Origin of the sequence: Amycolatopsis sp. cg9, assembly GCF_041346945.1 — a bacterium.
GTDB lineage: Bacteria > Actinomycetota > Actinomycetes > Mycobacteriales > Pseudonocardiaceae > Amycolatopsis.
The window spans coordinates 8,744,107-8,762,396 of sequence record NZ_CP166850.1; the positions used below are offsets into that span (position 1 = coordinate 8,744,107).

General features: G+C 75.2%; 14 protein-coding genes. 8 read left to right on the forward strand and 6 right to left on the reverse strand.

Annotation, left to right across the window (positions count from 1 at the left end):
• Positions 1-14: 14 nt before the first annotated feature.
• Genes AB5J73_RS40170 through AB5J73_RS40190 form a run of 5 tightly spaced genes read left to right on the forward strand, consistent with a single transcriptional unit; the run spans position 15 to position 4,013 of the window.
• Positions 15-374, forward strand: coding sequence for a hypothetical protein (locus AB5J73_RS40170; protein ID WP_370964230.1), 360 nt, complete (start codon positions 15-17; stop codon positions 372-374).
• 11 nt (positions 375-385) lie between these two features.
• Positions 386-1,762 carry a hypothetical protein gene (locus AB5J73_RS40175; RefSeq protein ID WP_370964231.1) on the forward strand — a complete coding sequence of 459 codons (1,377 nt, stop codon included), beginning with the start codon at positions 386-388 and terminating at the stop codon, positions 1,760-1,762.
• A gap of 9 nt (positions 1,763-1,771) precedes the next feature.
• Positions 1,772-2,149, forward strand: coding sequence for a hypothetical protein (locus AB5J73_RS40180; protein WP_370964232.1), 378 nt, complete (start codon positions 1,772-1,774; stop codon positions 2,147-2,149).
• Positions 2,150-2,160: 11 nt separating this feature from the next.
• A complete protein-coding gene (locus tag AB5J73_RS40185; RefSeq protein WP_370964233.1) occupies positions 2,161-3,366 on the forward strand; it encodes a hypothetical protein in 1,206 nt (401 codons plus the stop codon).
• Between the two features lie 59 nt (positions 3,367-3,425).
• Complete coding sequence (locus AB5J73_RS40190; RefSeq protein WP_370964234.1) at positions 3,426-4,013, forward strand: suppressor of fused domain protein; 588 nt, start codon at positions 3,426-3,428, stop codon at positions 4,011-4,013.
• A 6-nt stretch (positions 4,014-4,019) separates the two neighbouring features.
• Here AB5J73_RS40190 and eccB read toward each other — a convergent pair whose 3' ends face one another.
• Together eccB and eccD are read right to left on the reverse strand one after the other, a co-directional pair.
• Entirely contained in the window at positions 4,020-5,453 is a 1,434-nt protein-coding gene (eccB, locus tag AB5J73_RS40195; protein ID WP_370964235.1) for a type VII secretion protein EccB, read from the reverse strand.
• Positions 5,454-5,457: 4 nt separating this feature from the next.
• Positions 5,458-6,834 carry a type VII secretion integral membrane protein EccD gene (eccD, locus tag AB5J73_RS40200; protein ID WP_370964236.1) on the reverse strand — a complete coding sequence of 459 codons (1,377 nt, stop codon included), beginning with the start codon at positions 6,832-6,834 and terminating at the stop codon, positions 5,458-5,460.
• 101 nt (positions 6,835-6,935) lie between these two features.
• On the opposite strand from eccD, the gene AB5J73_RS40205 reads away from it, so the two are divergent.
• Positions 6,936-8,321 carry a serine/threonine protein kinase gene (locus tag AB5J73_RS40205; RefSeq protein ID WP_370964237.1) on the forward strand — a complete coding sequence of 462 codons (1,386 nt, stop codon included), beginning with the start codon at positions 6,936-6,938 and terminating at the stop codon, positions 8,319-8,321.
• Positions 8,322-8,369: 48 nt separating this feature from the next.
• Here the strand turns inward: AB5J73_RS40205 and AB5J73_RS40210 are convergent, their stop codons facing one another.
• From AB5J73_RS40210 to AB5J73_RS40225, 4 genes are all read right to left on the reverse strand, one after another.
• Complete coding sequence (locus AB5J73_RS40210) at positions 8,370-10,550, reverse strand: DUF3488 and DUF4129 domain-containing transglutaminase family protein (protein WP_370964238.1); 2,181 nt, start codon at positions 10,548-10,550, stop codon at positions 8,370-8,372.
• Between the two features lie 134 nt (positions 10,551-10,684).
• Positions 10,685-11,818 (reverse strand): DUF58 domain-containing protein, encoded by a 1,134-nt coding sequence (locus tag AB5J73_RS40215; RefSeq protein ID WP_370964239.1) that lies wholly within the window; start codon positions 11,816-11,818, stop codon positions 10,685-10,687.
• A 2-nt stretch (positions 11,819-11,820) separates the two neighbouring features.
• Positions 11,821-12,774, reverse strand: a complete 954-nt coding sequence (locus AB5J73_RS40220) for an AAA family ATPase (protein WP_370964240.1) — start codon at positions 12,772-12,774, stop codon at positions 11,821-11,823.
• Complete coding sequence (locus tag AB5J73_RS40225; protein ID WP_370964241.1) at positions 12,771-14,903, reverse strand: fibronectin type III domain-containing protein; 2,133 nt, start codon at positions 14,901-14,903, stop codon at positions 12,771-12,773. The genes AB5J73_RS40220 and AB5J73_RS40225 overlap by 4 nt, the downstream gene beginning before the upstream one ends.
• Before the next feature lie 123 nt (positions 14,904-15,026).
• On the opposite strand from AB5J73_RS40225, the gene AB5J73_RS40230 reads away from it, so the two are divergent.
• Together AB5J73_RS40230 and AB5J73_RS40235 are read left to right on the forward strand one after the other, a co-directional pair.
• Positions 15,027-16,316, forward strand: coding sequence for a type VII secretion protein EccE (locus AB5J73_RS40230; protein WP_370964242.1), 1,290 nt, complete (start codon positions 15,027-15,029; stop codon positions 16,314-16,316).
• Positions 16,317-16,434: 118 nt separating this feature from the next.
• Positions 16,435-18,189 (forward strand): hypothetical protein, encoded by a 1,755-nt coding sequence (locus AB5J73_RS40235; RefSeq protein WP_370964243.1) that lies wholly within the window; start codon positions 16,435-16,437, stop codon positions 18,187-18,189.
• Positions 18,190-18,290 lie beyond the last annotated feature (101 nt).

Here is an 18,290-nt window from a genome sequence, read left to right on the forward strand (position 1 = left end):
ATCAGGAGCGAACCGTGAGTGGTGACATCGACGGCGACACCGACGCCATGCGGGAGTTCTCGAGGAACCTGCTGGGCAGTCTCGAAGTGGATCCGGTCAGCCCGGCCGCCCGGCGCACGGACGCGGTCCCGTGCGCCGGCGGCCTGGGCGCGCCCTGGTGCGACGACCTCACGCACGAGGACAACGCGAGTACGGCCGCCCTGCACCAGTTCATCACGCAGGTGGAGCAGGGCTTCAAGCTCTACAGCGCGTTCGTGCACCGGACCGCCGCGGAGTACGTCGGGGCCGACGAGCTGGCCCGCGCGCAGTTCCTCGCGGCCTTGGACTCCGACCACGGCGGCGCTCCGGCGACCGACACCCGGCTCGAGCGGTAAGGAGACCTGACGTGGGTGACCCGATCGGGGTCTGCGTCGACGACGCGTTCATCGAAGAGACGTACCGGAAGCTCACCGCCGAGCGCGACCAGCACATCCCCAAGCTGCTCGCCGCGCGTCAGATGTGGAGCGACGCGCGCGGCTGGATCCAGCGGCAGGCCGGTCTCCTGCTCGCCCAGGCGACGCACCTGACCGGCGCCGACCGCTGGCCGGACGCGGCGGGGCGGGCGTTCCTGCAGCGGGCGTTGCGGGACGTCGCCGTCATGCAGTCGTGGGTGGACCGGTCGGGGATCACGAGTTCCCTGCTGGCCACCGGGATTCCCGCGACCGCCCCGCCCGGGGTGCCGTCTTCGCAGGTGTTCGACGGCCTCGACGCGCTGGTCGCCGGGATCCGGGAAGCGCAGGCCGTGGTGGAGGGACTGCGCAACCGGTACCGGTCGATGTCCGAAGAGGACCGGGCGAAGCACCTGGACGAGATCTACGGGAAGGTCGCCGAGCAGCTGACCGGCCTGCGGCCGAAGTACGAGGCCGCGAGCACCGCGCTGAAACACGCCCCCGGCCCGGCCTGGGCCGGGCCGCGGGGCGGCGCGTCGAGCACGAGCGAGCCGTCCTCGAGCCCCGGGCCGGCGGCCGCCGCGCCCGGAACCGCCGGTCCGGCCTCCCCGGGCCCGGCTCCGGGGACTGCCCAGCCGCCCGCTCAGCCGTCCACTCAGGAGGCACCGGCCACCGAGGACCCGCTCAAGGCGGCGCTGGCGGAAGCACCGAACGCGCTGGACGCGGCAAGCCAGGCGCTCCAAGGACTTCAGCAGCTCGTCGGCGGCGGCGGGGACTCGCCGAGCCCGACGGACCTCGGTTCGCTGACGCCGGCCGAGGTCGCGGCCCGGCTCAGCACCCTCGCGGACGGGAGTTCGGCCGGCTCCGGGCTGCCGAGCCTCGCCGGGGGCGGCGGCGCTCCCCCGGGCGGCGGCGCCGGTGCGGCCGGATTCGCCGCCGCGGCGCCGATGCCCTCCCCGGCACCGGATCCCGTCGCGACCGCCGCGGCTGCCGTACCGGCCGGTTCGGCGTTCACCACCGCGGGTGCCGCGGCCGCTTCGAGCGCCGGTCCCGGGATGATGCCGCCCGCGCAGCCGCGCGGCGGCGGGAAAGCGGGAAGCGGGGTCAAGCCAGGGGACGCCGAGCACGCCGCGACCGGGCGGTCCCGCAAACCCGGTGCCACACCCGGTGTTCCGCTCCTCGGGCGGGCCGGGCGGCGTGGCTCGAAAGCCGGTCCGCCGCCCGCGCCGAGGCGGCGCTGGGACAGCGAGAACGACACCGTCCAGCTGCTCGACGAAGAGCTGTGGCAAGTGGACAAGACCGACGGCGCGCCGCGATACCGCGCCGGTCACTGAGGAGGGGCAATGCCGGCACCACAGCAGATCAACGGCGACACCGAGGCGATGAGCGCGTACGCCGGGCAGCTCACCGCGCCCGCGATGCCGCCTTCACTGGCCCGGCTCGGCACGCCGCCGAACCTGACCGGGCTGTTCGAGGGCATCGCGATGTCGGTGCTCGACAAGGCCGCCACCGCCGCGATGGCCGCGCTGCTGACCAAGGTCACCGAGGACATGGTCACCGACAGCACGAAGGTCAAGGCCGCCGCCGCGGGGTACACCGCCGCCGACGTCGCCGGCGCGCTGGCCCTCGCGACGTCGGCCACCAAGGTCATCAAGCAGGGCGTCGACCTGTTCAAGAAGACCGCGGGCTCGGTTCCGCACCCGCCCGAGAAAACCGCCTGAGGAGAGCACCCATGGTCGTGCCCTACAACCTGCTGCCCATCGAACTGCACCGGGACATGGTCCAGGCCGAGCAGGCCAAGGTCCCGGTGCTGCTGGACGCGGCGAAGATGTGGACCGAATGCCGCGCCTGGATCGACGCCGCGAGCACGGAGCTGAACACCCGCGCCGGCCGGCTCACCCCGGAATGGCAGGACGACGCCGGCCGCGCGCACGAAGAGAAGACCCAGCGGTCGCTGGCCGAGCTGAAGATGTGGGGCGAGCGGATCGACGCGGCCCAGCCCGCCGAAACGCTGACCACGCTCGCCTCGTCGATCTCGGAGGCGTGCACCGAGGTCATGGCGTGCTACGCGGCGTACTGCGCGGCGGACCTGAACCCGCTGACTGCGCTGCCGGCCAAGATCGCGGCGCAGCAGGCTTCGGCGTTCCGGATGAACGCGCTCGGCGCGCAGTTCGACGTGTCGATGCTGAAGGTCGTCGCGGCGTCCGGCATGCAGTCCCCCGGCGACCTGGTGCCGGCCCCGAAGGCGGCCGCGGAAGGCAACTCCCCCGCGGACTTCGTCAAGGCCGCCGAAGCCGGGATGAGCGCGCTGACCGAACTGGAAGGCCTCGCCGAGTCGGCGGGCTTCGGCAGCGGCGGCGGTGGTGGTGGTGACACGCAGCTGCCCGGCGTCCCCGGGCCGGGCCAGGACGGCTCGTCGGGCCCGACGCTGGCCGGACTGTCCCCGGCGGCGGCCCTCCCGATGCCCGGAGCGGCACTCGGCGGCCTGGGCGGCGGCGCGGGCGCACCGCCGGTGGCGTCGGGCCTGCCGGGGATGTTCGGCGCGGCGGGCGGGCTCGGCACGATCCCGACGCTCGCCAAGCCGGTCGCCGGGAAACGCGCGCCCAGCCTGGCTTCGGAGGTCCGGCCCGGCACGGCGGCCCCGGCGTCGGCGAAACCGGCCAGGAGCTCGATGCCGCCGATGGTGCCACCGCACAGCGGATCGGGCGCGACGGCCGGGACGTTGCGCCCCGGCTCCCCCGAGCAGCCCACCGGCCGGGGCGGCGCCGGCCGCCGGACCGCGGACGCGACCGACGGCGTACCCGCGAAGCTGCGCGGCCGGTCCGCCAACGGTGCCCCGGACGCCGGCTTCACCCTTCCCCGCGGCCGCCGCACCGGGGAGACCGACGCCGACTCCGTCCAGCTGCTCGACGAGGAGCTCTGGCAGCCCGGCCGCTGACCGCGGCGCCCCCGGACGGTGCACCCGTGCGGGGGCGCCGCGTTGCCTAGGATCGGGCGATGAGCTACCCCCACGCCGACCCGAGCCGGTTCGACGGCCTGCTCGCGCACGTCGAACACCACCTCGGACCGGTGACGCACGGGCAGGGCCCGCGGAGCCCGGACGGCGGCAACCGGGGGTTCGCCATCGGCTTCCACGCCCACCGGCAGCTCCGCATGATCTCGGCGGCGACCACCGGCGTGCGGTTCCAGCAGATCGCGGCCCCGCTGCCGCAGGAGTTCGTCGTCTCCGCGCTGCCGGACCACGAGGACGAAGCCGGCTACCTCGCGCACGTGATCGCTCGCGAGGCGATCGAGCGGCAGCGCGGTTACGCGTACGGCGGCGGCTACGTGAACGCCGAGCCGCTGATCCCGGGTACCGGCATCGCGTTCCTGCTCGCGGCACCGCACCCGTTCGCCGGTGCGGAGTTCGACCTCTACCGCGACGACCGGGGCGAGCCGGCACTGCAGCTGGTCACGCTGCTGCCGTGCACCCGCGCGGAGTTCGAGTACGTCCACGCGCACGACGACGACCCCGACGTGCTCTTCGACCGGTGGCGGGACCGCGACACGGACATCCTCGACCTGTACCGCGAATCGGCCGTCTGAGGGCGGTCAGCCGCCCACCGCCTGGTTGCGGGCCGCGGCCGGGTCGAGGCCCGGGCCCTCCGGCAGCCGGGCCACCAACCCGGCCGGCAGCCGCAGCACGCGATCCGCCGGGTAGCCCAGCATCTTCAGCACGTCCGGCGCCGCCAGCGAATACCGGCGGCCCATGTCCGTCACCAGGGTCAGCGTTCCCGAGGGCGCCAGCGCCGACGGCATCGCTTCAACCACCGCCGCGCTGCCCGGCGGGACGTGCACCCGGTCCGCCAGCGGGGTTCCCGCCGGCGAGCGGCGGGCAGTGGCCGAAAGCGCGTCCGCCGGAGGCAGTGCCGGATCGAGCGTGAGGCCGGGCGACGACGCGCCCGGCTCGAAGGTCGCGCACACCGTCGCTTCCCGGTCCTGGGGCCGCGCGATCGGCGGGCGGGCGGCGGGGGCCGCGCCCTCGGCGGCGTCGGCCGGGTCGAGACGGCGGGACGTCGTGGCCAGCGCCGGCGGGAGCGTGACCGCCACCGGGTCGCCGCCCGGGTAGGCGGCCGCCGCCTGGGCGGCCGCGCGCTGGATGTCGTACTGCAGCACGGAAATCGGGCGCAGGACGTCCCGCTCGGCCAGGTAGTACTGCTCCCCGCCACCGGACGGGCGGACCACCAGCAGCATCCCGGCGCGGAGGTCGGTCCGGCCCGGGACCGCCGTCGACGGTTCGCCCGGCCGCGCCACCGGGATCGGGCCGATCGGGGCGCCTTCCGGCAGGACGTCCAGCCACGGCCGGCCGACCCGGGCCCACGGCTCGGCGGTCAGCGCGAGACCGGTGCCGACCGCGGCGTAGTCCTCGATCCGGTGCCGGTACCCCCGCCACACGAGGTAACGGTCGCCGTTCGTCACCAGTTCCACCAGCAGCGCCCGGTCGCCCAGCGCCGCGCCACCCGCCGGAGCGGCGCCGGCCAGCAGCACCGACTCCTCGATCCGGGTGCCCGCCAGGTCGCTGGCGGGTGCCGAGCACAGCGACCACGAGCCGGTCAGCAGCCGGTCGGGCGCGGGCAGCGCGTCGGGCGCGTCCGGGATGCCGAGCCGCGGCCCGCGCGGGACGCCGGCGAGGGACTCCCGCGACACCTGCTCGGTGGCCCGGTGGTCCTTGAGCAGCAGCAGCGCGGACGCGTAGTTGGCCACCGGGTGCAGCCGCCCGTCGAGGTAGACGTACCGGGTGCCGGTCTCCTTCTCCACGATCACCGCGGCATCCTGGCGCCACGCGGTGTTCCCGCCCGGCACGACGAGCCCGTACACCCCGGCGCCCGCGAGCGAGACGATGCCGAGCGCGATCCCGGCGAACGTCGCGCTCCCGGTCCGCCGGAACGGCGGCTGCTCCGGATCGGTCTCGCGGGTGACGAGCGCGGACGTCGCCCGCTGGACGAGGAACTGGTACGCCTGCAGCTGGTCGCGTTTGGACGCCACGGGTTCAGCCCCCCAGCCCGCGCACGACGGCGTACAGGTCGAGCACCCAGCACACCACCGGCACGATCGCGACCACCAGCAGGATCTCGGCGTACTCGGCGAACCGGCCGAGGTACGGGTTCGCGCGCCGGGTGCTCAGCAGGACACCGGCGGCGATCGACCCGGCCGCCACGGCGACCGCCAGCGGCGCGGCCGGCAGCAGCGCGCCGCCGGCCATCAGCGGTCCCACCGCGAGGCAGCCGAGACCGGAGCTCCCCGCCAGCAGCAAGGGAACCCGTTGCCGCAGGATCGGGTACAGCCGCGCGCGCATCAGAAACCCCAGTGCCAGCAACGAAACCAGCACGACCGGAGCCGTCCCGCCGGCGCGGATCAGCACCACCTGGCAGGCCGGCACCGCCGCCGACGTCCCGGCCAGCAGGCCGGTGAGCAGCCCGTCCGCCCGGGCCACCGCGCTGTGCACGAGCGGGAGCGGCGGCTGCGGCTCGTCGCGGACCAGGTCGGCCGTGCTGCGCGGCAGCACCGGCATCGGGACGCGGGCGAGCCGCAGGGCCAGCGGGGCGAACGTGCCCGACAGCGCCAGCAGGCCGCCACCGACCACGGCCGCGGCGCGGTACCCGGCGAGGTCGTCGAGGGTGGCCAGCCAGCCGCCGAGCACCGCGAGCAGCCCGGCCGTGGCCGCCGCGGTGAACAACGCCGGCGCCGCGGCCACCCCGAGCCGCCCCGCCAGCGCGGCCGCCAGCAGCGCCGCGCCGGCGAGCACGAGGTGTCCCGCGGACAGCCCGGTGACCGGGGTGCCGCCGGCCAGCACCAACCCGCCGCCGGCGAAGGCGTAGGGCAGCGCGGCCGCGGCGAGCACCGCGCCGGCGGCGGCGTCCCGCACCGCGCGCGCGAGCACCGCGCCGGCGGTCAGCAGCAGGACGGCCGCGGTGAGCGCCCACAGCGCCGCGCCGGGCCACGGCGGCCCCGCGCGCAGCACCGCGACCAGCCCGAGCAGCAGGGCCGCGGCGCCGGCGGCCAGTCCGGCCACCCGGGTGTGCCGCGGGCCCCAGGCCCGGCCGGTCCGGCCGGAGCCGGTGGCGATCGCGTCGACCAGGTCGTCGTACTCCAGCTCGGGCCAGTCGGTCCGCCGCGGGGTCAGGTGCAGGATTTCGCCGTCGCGCACCCGGTGCGCGCCGAGGGTCCGGTCGAGGTCGAACGCCGTCCCGTCGGCCCGGCGCAACGACCAGCCGCCACCGGGGACGCCGTCGTCGGCGAGCCCTTCCCCGGCGCGGGCGAGCAGCCCGGGCAGGATTTCGGCGACAGCGGCGTGCTCCGGCAGCGCGATGTCGATGCGCCGGTGCGGGGTGGCGACGGTGAGCCTGACGAGGCCGGCGGTCTGCATGGGAGAAGCGTCGGCCACCGCGCGCGCGAATGGGCGGCGACGGCCGGAACCGGCCGCGCGAAACGGCCCCCCGCACGGCTTTCGTGCGGGAGAATGGCGGCATGAGCATCGAGCACGCCGCCGCCGACCTGCTCGCCACCGGCCCGATCGCCACGGTCCTCGCCGTCCGGGCCACCGGCGAAGCGGTCAAGGTGTTCCCGGGCCCGTTCGACCGCGACACCCTGGCCGGGCTCGAGCGCGAACGCAAGGCGCTGGCCGCGACCGGGCCGGCGCCGTCGATCCTGCCGGTGCTGGGCGTGGTCGACCACCCGGACGGCCGCGCGGGCGTCCGGATGGAGCTGTGCCGCGGTTCCTTGGCCGGGCTGCTCGGATCCGGCGTCCGCCTGCCCGCCGACGCCGTGCTCACGCTGGGAATCGCGGTCGCCTCGGCGCTGGCCGCGGCCCACGGTGCCGGCGTCCTGCACGGCGGGGTCACCCCGGGCAACGTGCTCCACCGCGCGTCGGGCGAGTTCGTCCTCGCCGACTTCGGGCCGACGCTGCGGCGCCGGTTCCCGCGCGATCCGGTGCACGCGGTGGAGTACACCGCCCCGGAAACCCTGCGCGACGACACGCTTTCGGCCGCGTCCGACCTCTACGGGCTGGGCGCGGTGCTGTACAGCGCGCTGACCGGGGTGCCGCCGTTCCCGCGCCGGACCGGGCAGCAGCCCGGCGAGCGGATCCTGCAGGTGCTGCGGGAACCGGCCGCCCCGATCCGCGGCGCGGACGTCCCGCCCGGACTGTCCGATGTGGTCACCCGGCTGCTGGCCAAGGAACCGGACGACCGGCCGCCGGACGCGGCGGCCGTCGTGACGCTGCTCGAGAACCTGCGCGACGGCGTCGCACCACCGGTTTCCGCCCCGGACCCGGTGCTGCCCGAGGCCGAAGCCGAGCCGGAGCCGGAAGCGGCCGACGTCGAGTTCGACGACTTCGCCGAGGTCCCCCGGCCCGCCGCGACCGCGCCGGTCTCGCCGAACCCGGGCGGGCGCACGCTGATCCGCACGTTCGGCGGCCCGGCCGAGCGCACCCGTCCGCCCGTCCGGCGCCGCACCGCGGTTTCGGCCGGCGTGGGCGTCGCCGTCGCGGGACTGGCCGTGCTGCCGTTCTTCACCGGACCGGACGAGGTGACCGGGCACGCGCTCCCGATCGCGCCGGCCGCGCAGCCGGCGAACACCGCCACGGCGCCGGACATCCACCTGTCACTGGCCCAGCCCGCCGACCTCGGCGACCACGTCCGGCTGACCTGGCGGGCCGACGGCGACCTCGACTTCGCCGTGGTGGTGGCGGGCGAGCGGATCGACACGATGATCCTGGTCGCGCACCGCCAGCGCGCGATGGAGGTCCCGATCGACCCGGCGCGCCGCTACTGCTTCCAGATCCGGGCCACCGACGGCAAGAACGTGTACACGAGCACCCCGATCCCGATCCGCGGCGGCCACTGCACCTCCTGACCGCACCCCGGTGGTCGTGAGTGGGAAACAGTGTTCCAACCCTGTTTCTCACTCACGACGGTCGCGGGCCGGTGGGAGCAGCGTGCGCGGGTCCAGCGCCGCGCGCAGGCGGGCCGGCCACGGGCGCGTGGCCAGGCTGCGGCGCAGCTCCGCCACCTCCTGCCAGGCCCGGCGGACCGCGCCGTCCGTCACCGGGACGCCGGACCACAGCGCCATGTCGACCACCTTGCCCAGCCGGGTGATCGGTTCCCTCGTGCCTTCGCCCGCCAGCTCGGCCAGGTCGCGCGGGGTCATGCCGACGCGGTAGGGCACGCCGTCCGCGCGAAGCCGGTCCCGGGCCTCCGCCCACGCGCCGATGACGCCGTCCGCGCCGCTCGACCGGCGACGGCGGCGGGTGCGGATCCCCTTCGCCAGCGGCACTCCCCACAGCCAGCCGGCGAGCAGTGCGCCCACGGCGATCGCCGCCACCAGGCCCCAGCGGACCGAACCGCCGGAGGTCGCCGCGGTGTCGCCGGAGTCCTGGTGCCCCGGCGGCAGCTGCGGCGGCTGCAGCGACTGCTCCGGCGGCAGCTGCTGCCGGGCCAGCGAGGTCGCCTTCGCCAGACCGGTCTGCTGGCCGGTCTTCACGGCGGCGGCCGTCGGGTCGAGCGGCACCCAGCCGACGCCGTCGACGGCCACCTCGGGCCACGCCAGCACGTCGCGGTTGCGCACGACCCGGTAGTCACCGTCCACTTCGGACGATCCGCCGAACCCGACCACCAGCCGCGCCGGGATGCCGGTCAGCCGGGCGAGGGCGACGTAGGCCGCGGCGAACTGCTCGCTCGTGCCCCGCCGCGTGTCGAGCAGGAACCGCCGCAGCTGCGGCCAGCCGTGCCCGGTCGGCAGGTCGGTGCCGACGGCGACCTGGTAGTGGGTGCTGAGGAACCGTTCGAGCTGCAGCGCCGACTGGAACGTCGGACGCAGGCCGCGCACGGCGTCCCGGGCCAGCTGCTCGACGTCCGCGGGCACCTGGCCGAGTTCGCCGAGCCCGCCCTCGGCCTTCGCGTCGACCTCCGCGCCCTCCAGCCGCGCCGCGTCGACGTCCGGCGACGACCACGTGAGCCGGTACCGCGGGTCCCGGGCGGGCGGATCGAGCAGCAGCGCCCCCGCCGTCTGGTCGACGAGCGGGTCGACCCCGGTCACCCCGGTCGGCATGGCCTGGCTCGGCAGCCACGGTCCCGGCAGCCCGGTCACCCGCACGTCGGCGGTGCGCGTGGTGCCACCGGACGCGCTGCCGAGGTGCTGCCCGAGCCGGCGCAGCCGCAGGCCGGTGGACCAGTTGGCACCGTCGAAGCCGTCGAGGACGGCGAGCCGCCACCGGTCCACCGGCGCGTCGCTGCGGTAGCGGAAGACTTCCGCACCGGGCCGGGCGATCCGGTCGCCGACCTGGTCCAGCGGGTTGCCGAGCCCGTGCTGCGCGAGCGGTGCGACCTGGCGGTCGGTGAGCCGGACGGGATCGCGCCCGGCCGGATCGAGCGCGCCCAGCGCCACGGCCCCGGCGAGCAGCCCGGCGACGGTCGCCACGACGAGCCAGGCCGGCTTCGATCCGCCGGGACGGGACCACAGGGTCAGCGCGCCCGCACCCGCGTAGAGCACGGCCGCACCCACCGCGACCGGGCCGGACAAGGGCTGGTACGCCTGGGAAAGCGCCGCCACGAGCACGCCCGGGAGCAGCGCGAGAAGCGGTTTTCGCAGCCGCAGCAGCACTTCCGTCCCGACGGTCGAGGCGAGCAGCACCGCGAGCGGGACGAACAGCAGCTGTTCCGGGACCGGCCGGGCCGGCCAGGTGGATTGCAGGGTGAGCAGCCAGCCTTCGGTGGCGCCGCGGGCCAGGACGGCCAGCGTCTCCCCGGTCGGCAGGCCCGCGAGGGTGGTCGGGAACGCGACCACCTCCATCAGCCCGAGAATCCCGGCGGCGAGCACGACGAGCGGGCGGTACGGCGCCGCTTTCGGCAACCGGGCGCAGAGTTCGACGCAGCCGAAGGCGAGCGCCACGACGACGAGGACCGGGACGAGCACCGCGGTGAAGCCGAAGACCGGGGTGAACAGCAGCCCCGCGACCGCGGCGGCCCCGAGCACCCCGGCGACGGCGAGCCTGCCGTCGGCGGCCGTGCGCTGGGCTGCCGTGCGCCGGACTCCCGCGGCCCGCGCGGCGGCAAGGCGACCACGGCGGCGCCCCCTCCGCGCCACCGCAGCACCTCCGGTACCCGACCGTCCGGCCCGGCCCGGCCGCCCCACCCCGCGGCGGCGCCCCCTGCGCACCACCGCACCACCCCCGCCACCGGACCGTCCCACCCGACCCCGCCGCCCAGCCACTCCCGCCGTCACGCCGCCCCCGTCATCAGCGCGTTCCAGCGGGCTGCCGCGTCGGCCGCGTCCACCGCCGAGATCTGCCCCGCCCCCGCGACCGGAGCACCTTTCCGTGCGCCGAGGCGGATCACCGTGTCCGGGTGCCAGCGGCGGGCCGGGCCGAGGTCCGCGTCCGGGCCGGTCACCACCACCACGACCCCGCCAGGACGGCGCCCCGCCGCCAGTGGGGCCGGGAGCAGCGGGGCGTCGTCAGCGCCGTCCTGGGTGACCAGGCACAGCTCGTCCAGCACCACCCTCGCCACCCGCAAGCCGCTGTCCACCGGGGTGTCCGTGCCGGTCGTCGTGATCAGCCGGCAGTGCTGGCCCGCCGTCGCCGAGGCGAACAGCAGGGATGCCACCACCTCGACGGCTTCCTCGAACGCGGTCGCGGTCAGCGCCGACGGCCGGGTGTCGAGCAGAACCGTGCACCGCAGCTGCGCCGGATCGGCGTACTCGCGCACCATGAGCCGCCCGGTGCGGGCGGACGCTTTCCAGTGCAGGTGCCGGACTTCGTCGCCGAGCACGTACTGGCGGACCGCGCGCAGGTCGGCCGAGCCGCGCAGGGGCGGGTCCGTGATCGGCCCGTCGTGGTGGTGGCGCGGGTGCCCGGCCCGCGCCGTACGCACGGTGTGCCGCCGCGGGTGCACCCACAGGCTCGCGGTGCCGCCGACCGTGCGCTCGCCGCGGGCGAGGGCGAACAGGTCGGGCCGGTCGAGCACGAGCGGGCCCACCTCGAGCCGGCCGCGCCGGGTGGTGGGCAGCTCGTAGTGGTACGTCGCCGCCGTGCCGGGGGCGAGCGGGCGCACGCGTACGCCGTGCGTCGCCTCGCCCAGGCGGTCCGCCGCGGCGAACCCGCCGTGGCGGCGCGTGCCGGTGTTGCGGACGGTCAGCGAAGCCAGCGCGGGTTCGCCGCGTTCGATCCGGTCCGGGAGCACGGTCCGGTCGACGTCGACTTCGGGCCGGAACCGGACGGCGGCCACGGCGACGAGCACCGCGCCCGCCGCGATCCCGCCCAGCGCCCGGAAAAACGCGTACCCCAGCACTTCGCCCGCGGTGTAGAGCACGACGGCGGCAGCGAGCACGAAGACCCCGCGGCGGGTGAGCCGCATCGCTACCGCCCCGCCGCGGCCGCCGGCGCGGGCGTCTCGGCCAGCAGCTCGTCCACGACGTCGGCGGTCCGCCGCTGGTTCAGCTCCGCGTCCGGCGTCAGCACCAGCCGGTGCCCGAGCACCGGGTGCGTGACGTCCTTGACGTCGTCGGGCGTGACGAAGTCGCGGCCGTGGGTGGCCGCGAGCGCCTGCGCCGCCCGGATCAGCGCGATGCTGCCGCGCGGGCTGGCCCCGTACCGGACGGCCGGGTGCGTCCGGCTCGCGGTGGCCAGCCGGACGGCGTAGGACACGATTTCCGGGGCCAGGTGCGACTTGCGGACCTCGGCGATCACCGCTTGCACGGCGCCGAGGTCGAGCACCGGCCGCAGCTCGTCCGGGGTCACGCCGGCGCAGTCCCCCATCACGACCCGCATTTCGGCGTCGTGGTCGGGGTAGCCGACCGAAAGCCGCATCAGGAACCGGTCGAGCTGCGCCTCGGGCAGCCGGTAGGTGCCCTCCAGCTCGATCGGGTTCTGCGTGGCCACCACGAAGAACGGCCGCGGCACGTCCTGGCTGACCGCGTCGACCGTCACCCGCCGCTCGGCCATCACCTCCAGCAGCGCGGACTGCGTCTTCGGCGTGCCGCGGTTGATTTCGTCGGCCAGCACGACGTTCGCGAAGATCCCGCCGGGGTGGAACTGGAACCGCTCGGCGTTCTGGTGGTACACCATCACGCCGGTGATGTCGCCGGGCAGCAGGTCCGGCGTGAACTGGATGCGGTTCCAGCTCGCGCCGACGCTGCGCGCCAGGCAGCGGGCGAGCGTCGTCTTGCCGAGGCCCGGCACGTCTTCGATGAGCAGGTGCCCTTCGGCGAACAGCGCGGCGACCGCGAGGCGGACGAGTTCGGGCTTGCCGCGCACGACCGCCTGGACGTTGTCGGCGATCAGCTCGTAGGCGGCCTTGGGAGTCGGGGTCACGGTTCCTTCTTCGCCTCGGGTTTTCCGGTTTTCTTCAGCAGGCGGCGCGTTCCCAGCAGCGCGAGCGGCCCGAGCACGACCACGAACGCGGGCGTGCCCTGGAAGTGGTCCGAGCCGGTGCCCGCCGACGTCGTGATGGTGACGTCGACCGGGATCGCGCCGACCCAGTAGATGTTCGAGATGGTGAGGTTCGTGGTGCCGCTGCACGGAACGGACCCGGACGAGCCACCCAGCGCGGTCGCCTTGCACGTCGCGGCCGCGCCGTTGCCGTTCGCGGTCACGGTGACGATGATCTGCTGGTCCGGCGCGCCCTTGCCCTGGACGTGGGTGATCTTCACGGTCGGCGGGCCCGAGGGCACGCGCACCGTCTTGCGGCCCGGGCTCCCGGTGAGCGCGGCGCCCGAGCCGTACTTCGTGACCGCGCGGACGGTGACCGTGACGGACCCGGTGAGCCCCGAGAACTGGGTCGAGGTACCGGAAACCTGGCGCTCCCCCGCGCCCGTCGCGCTCACCAGGTAGTGCACCAGGTCCGCGCCGTGCAGGTCCGGTGCGGACCAGTTCGCCGAGACCTTCCCGCCCGTTCCGGCGGTCAGGGTGACCGCGGGCGCGCCGGCCGCCTGCCCCGGCGCCGCCGCTTTCGCGCTCGCCCCCGGGCCGGTGCCCGCGGAGTTCTCGGCGGACACGGTCACCACGTAGGACTTCCCGTTGTCCAGGCCGCTCACGGTGGCGCGGCGCGAACTCCCGGAGACCGTCGTCGACCCGCCCGGCCAGGACAGGTGGTACGCGGTGATCCGCGCGCCGTTGTCGGCGGCGGCCGACCACGTCACCTTGACGGCGCCGTCCGACGCCGACGCGCTGACGTTGCGCGGCGCGCCCGGCGGCGTCGCTTTCGCGACCGGCGGCGGCACCGGCCGGGACGGCGGTTGCTGCGGCGGCGGCGCCGAACCGGTGTCCGACGGCTGCGGCGGGGCCGGCGGCGGCGTCTCGGCCTGGTGGCGTGCCTGCTCGTCGACGGCCACGTCGGCCACCGAACCGTTCTCGCCGTCGACGACCAGCACGTGCGAGCCGTCCGAACTGTCGACGTAGACGCGGTCGTCCTGGCCGCGGGCCAGCCGTGGCCGCCCGCCGGGGACCTTCTTGGTGCCCTTGAGCGTGCCGTGGCTGTCGTAGGTCCGGACCTCGTTGCGGGTTTCGTCGACCAGCGCGACGACGTGCGTGGTGGCGACCGGGCCGCTGAACCGGCCGTCCTCGGGCAGGTCCACCGAAACCGGCCGCCCGGCCGGGCCGTCCTTGCCGAGCCCGGTGGTGTCGATCAGGTGCAGCCGGTTGCGGTCCGGGTCGGCGACGGCGAGCCGCCCGTCGACCGAGGTGTTGGCCACCAAGGCGGTCGGGGGCAGCTTGACGCCGATCGCGAGGGGTTCGCCGAGCCCGTCCTTGCTCGCCGGGCTCAGCGTGTCCGCGGTGACGTCCAGCACCACCGGCCGGTCGTCGACGAGGGCGAGCAGCCCGCTGTGCCCGGCGGGCAGCTGCGCCGGGCAGGTCGGGGTGGTCGCGCCGCGCGGCAGTTCGCACACCGAGCCGGTGTCGATCCGGTACACCCACAGGGTTCCGTCGCCGGTGGCGACGGGCGTGGCCAGCGGGCCGCCGGCCGCGACGGTGGCCACCGGGTCGCCGAGCCGGACGATCCGGCCGGCGTTGCGGTAGACCAGGTACGGCCCGCCCGCGACCTCCAGCACCGACGGCGTTTCGGTGGCCGGCGGCGCGATCGCGCTCTCCACCCCCAATGTCGACTTGTCGAACAACGTGATCCGCGACCGGTCGACGACGTAGCCGGACCGGCCGCCCTGCACGACCTGGCTGCCCGGCCCGGCGGGCACGCCCGCCCGCGCGTCGACCTCACCGGCCCCGCCGTCGACGTGCAGCGCGGACTGGAGCGCGTCGCTGTACACCCAGTGGCCGGCCTGGACGTACTCCAGGTCCGACGGCATCGGCGCCCGGCCGGCGACGGCCACCCCGATCAGCGCGAGGCACCCGGCGACCAGGAACGCGAGCACCAGCCGGGTGCGCGCGGCGGCGCCGAGCCCGCGGCTCTTCTTCTCCGTGCCCTCCCCGGCCACGTCGACATACATGGACCGGACGCTAGGGCCCGATCATGAAATTTCGATGAAACGCCCTGACCCGCGCCGATGTCATCGAAACCTCAGGTCCGCGGGGAAATCTGTCCCCGTCGACCGGCACCAGGAGGGGGCACGATGACGGACTTCGGCGCGGCACGGGCGGACGCGCACCGCGGCGCGCCCGCACCACCGCCCGCGTACCCCGCGGCCGCCCGGCCGGCCGCGTACGGCACGGCGGCCGGCGCGGACGCGGCTTCCCGCGCAGCGGCCCGCGAAAGCGCGCTCGCCGCGTTGTCCGCGGCCCGGCAGCCGTCGTTCGCGGCGCCGGTCCCGCCGCCCGCGCCACCTCCGGTCCCACCGCGGAATTCCCCGCCGGTGCCCCACCGCGCCGCCGGGCGGCCGCGCCCGATCGGCGTCGCGCGGATCGTGTGCTGGCAGCTCGTCCTGGTCGCACTGGTCCTGGCGGCCACCCGGCCGTGGCCGGTGCTCGTCGCCGTGGCGATCCCGGCCGCGGTGGTCGTGGCCCTGACCACCGTCCGCGTGCACGGCCGGTGGCTGTCCGCCTGGCTCGTCGTGGGCTCGGACTACGCGCTCCGGGATCGGGCCCGCGACCTGCGCGGCCCGGCCGAAGCGGGCCGGGAGCTGCTGCGCCTGCTCTCCCCGGAAGCGACCGGGACGTCCGGCGACACCGGCTTCCTGCTCAGCCGCGCCGCCGGGATCACCGTGGTACTGCACCCGAAATCGGCCGAGCGGGACCTGACGAAGGCGATGCCGTCGCCGGAGGCGCTGCTCCCGCCGCCGCACGCACAGGCCGAGGCGGTCGCGGCGCAGGTCGTCCACCACGCGGGGATCGCGCGGGACCGCCCGCCCCGCGTGTGGCTCGCGCTCCAGGCCCTGCGCACGCCCGACGTCCAGCACGACACCGACGTCCAGCGAGCGCTCGGCAACGCGGTGCGGCGGGTGCTGCGCCGGCTCCGCCGTGACGGGCTGCCCGCGCACGGGCTGACCGAACCCGAGCTCATGGGCACACTGGCTTCGCTCGCGCACGTCAACGCGGGCCGCGGGCAGGTGCGCGAGGACTGGCGCCACTGGCGCAGCGGCCCGATCGCGCAGGCGACGTTCCGCCTCGACGGCTGGGCGGAGCTGCCGCCCGCGGTGGCCCCGCAGCTGCTGCGCTGGCTGCTGGCGAAGATCCCCCGTGCGGCGATCACGGTGGCGGTCACCGCCCACCGCCCGGCGGCGACGGCGCACACCCGCACCGAAGCCACCCTCCGCCTCGCGGCGTCCGGCCCGGCGGAACTGGAAGCCGCGGTGCGCGAGCTCACCCGCCTGGCCGGGGAGTGGGCGCTGTCGGTGGACCGCCTCGACGGCCGCCACGCCCAGGGGGTGGCGGCCACGCTGCCGATCGGCCTCGCCGGTCCGTGACCACCGGACATCGTCGCCGAACCGTTACCGCCGGGCGAAACCGGCGCAGGCTCCGGAACGACCTCACCCCCGAAGGGTTTCCGCCCGCCGGCGGACCCGGAAACCGACGAGGGGGACTGTGAGCCAGTCAGCCGCGGAAGCCGGCCCCGCACCGGCCCGGACCGACGAACTTCGGCAGCACGCGGGAAAGCTGCACCTCACCACCTCCTTCCTGATCAGGCACGAGAGCCTGCGGGCGGCGCTGGAGACGCGGACGTCCGCCCTGCGCTGGGACAAGAAACTGTTCGACGTACTGCGGTCCCAACCGCACAACAGCGGCCTGTCGCAAGCCGTGGAGCCGATGTTCGACGACATCGCCGACCGGAAGCGGGGCCTGTTCGTCGACGACTTCCTCATCCAGTCCGGCAGCCCGCACCCGGGCCGGGACCACCGCCCGGTCCTCAGCGACTCGATCGACATCGGCGTACCCAGCCTGATCGCGTGGTCCACGGAGGGCAACGACCTGCGCGCGGAGTTCGACCGGCCCGCCCGGTTCGAGGGCGTCCACTGCCGCGCGTTCTGGGTCGCGCATTCCAACCTGTCGCTGTCCTACCACCTCTCCTTCGAAATCCCCTACCGGCACACGGCGTCGGATTACTACGCGCTTTCCGTGCTGCAGAAGGTGCTTTTCCCGACCGAAACGGTCCCCACCACGAAAGAACTCGACGCGGGTGCCGTCCTCACGACGTCGCGGTACGACCCGCGGCGCCTCGAGCGTTCCTTGTCCGACTACATCCGGCACCGCTTCACCATCGACGTCGCCGACTTGTTCAAGCGGATCCTGACCACGTCCTCCGCGCCGGCGAAAGCAGTCGAGGGCACCGGACTGGCGCACGTGCTGCTGGACGGCGACCACCCCGGCGGCCCGGTCTCGAACTGGAAACCGGTGTGCGTCTCGGTGCTGGAAGACGCCTACTTCTTCCACCTCCTGCGCCCGGACCGGCGCGATCGGCTGGCGCGGCTCGGCGCGGTGGAGCCGGCCGGGGCGGACGACGGGTTCCTGGTCTACGACCACTGCGTGCTCGACCGGTGCGACGCCGACGACCTGGCGTACTACTTCCTGTCGGGCTACTTCCAGAACGTGATCGACTTCCTCCGCCAGGACGTCTCCGAGGTCCTGGACGGCACCGAACCGGTCTACCCGCTGCCGGACGCCGAAGAAGACCCGGCGAGCCTGACGCTGTACGTCTCCCCCACCGCGGTCTACGAGGTCGTCGACCGGTCGCGCAGCCTCAGCGCCGGGCACCGCTGGATCGGGACGTGCCCGTACCTGTTCCTGGTCCACCTGATGACGCTCCACAACGAAGACCTGGTCCGCCGCTACGAGGAGCAGGTCCGGGGCCTCATCGACCACCTCGAGCGGGTCGACCTGCTCGGCGTGCGCGCCCCCGGCCGCGGGCACCCCAGCGCCCACAGCGACGAGACGTTCAACCGGTTCCGCGATTTCCGGCTGACCACGTTCGAAGAGGTGCACCGGCACCGCTACTTCAACATCCTGCGGTACAGCACGGAAAGTGCGTTCTACGAGGCGATCGAGGACGCCCGCGGAATCCACCAGCGCGAGCAGTACTGGGCGGCCGTCGTCCGGGACGTGGAACGCATGGAGACGGCGGTCGACGACCTGCGCACCGCCCGCCAGCAGCGCGCCGACAGCCTGCGCAACAAGCTGCTCGGCGCGGTGGCGGTGATCGGCATCCTCCAGGTGGCCTTCGAAGGGCTGAACTACAGCTTCGAAGGAAACCCGGGCAAGATCGCGTGGGCGATCGGCTTGTTCCTGGGCGCGGCGCTGCTGGCGGCGGCGGTCGCGTTGCTTCCGGGCCGGTCGAAGAAATAGGCGGACCGAAACACCGTTCCCGCGAAAACATTCGATTCCGGCTAGCCCGCGCCGGGCGGTTGTTGCTAGCTTTCCGGGGGCCGGGACAGCAGGGAGTCGGC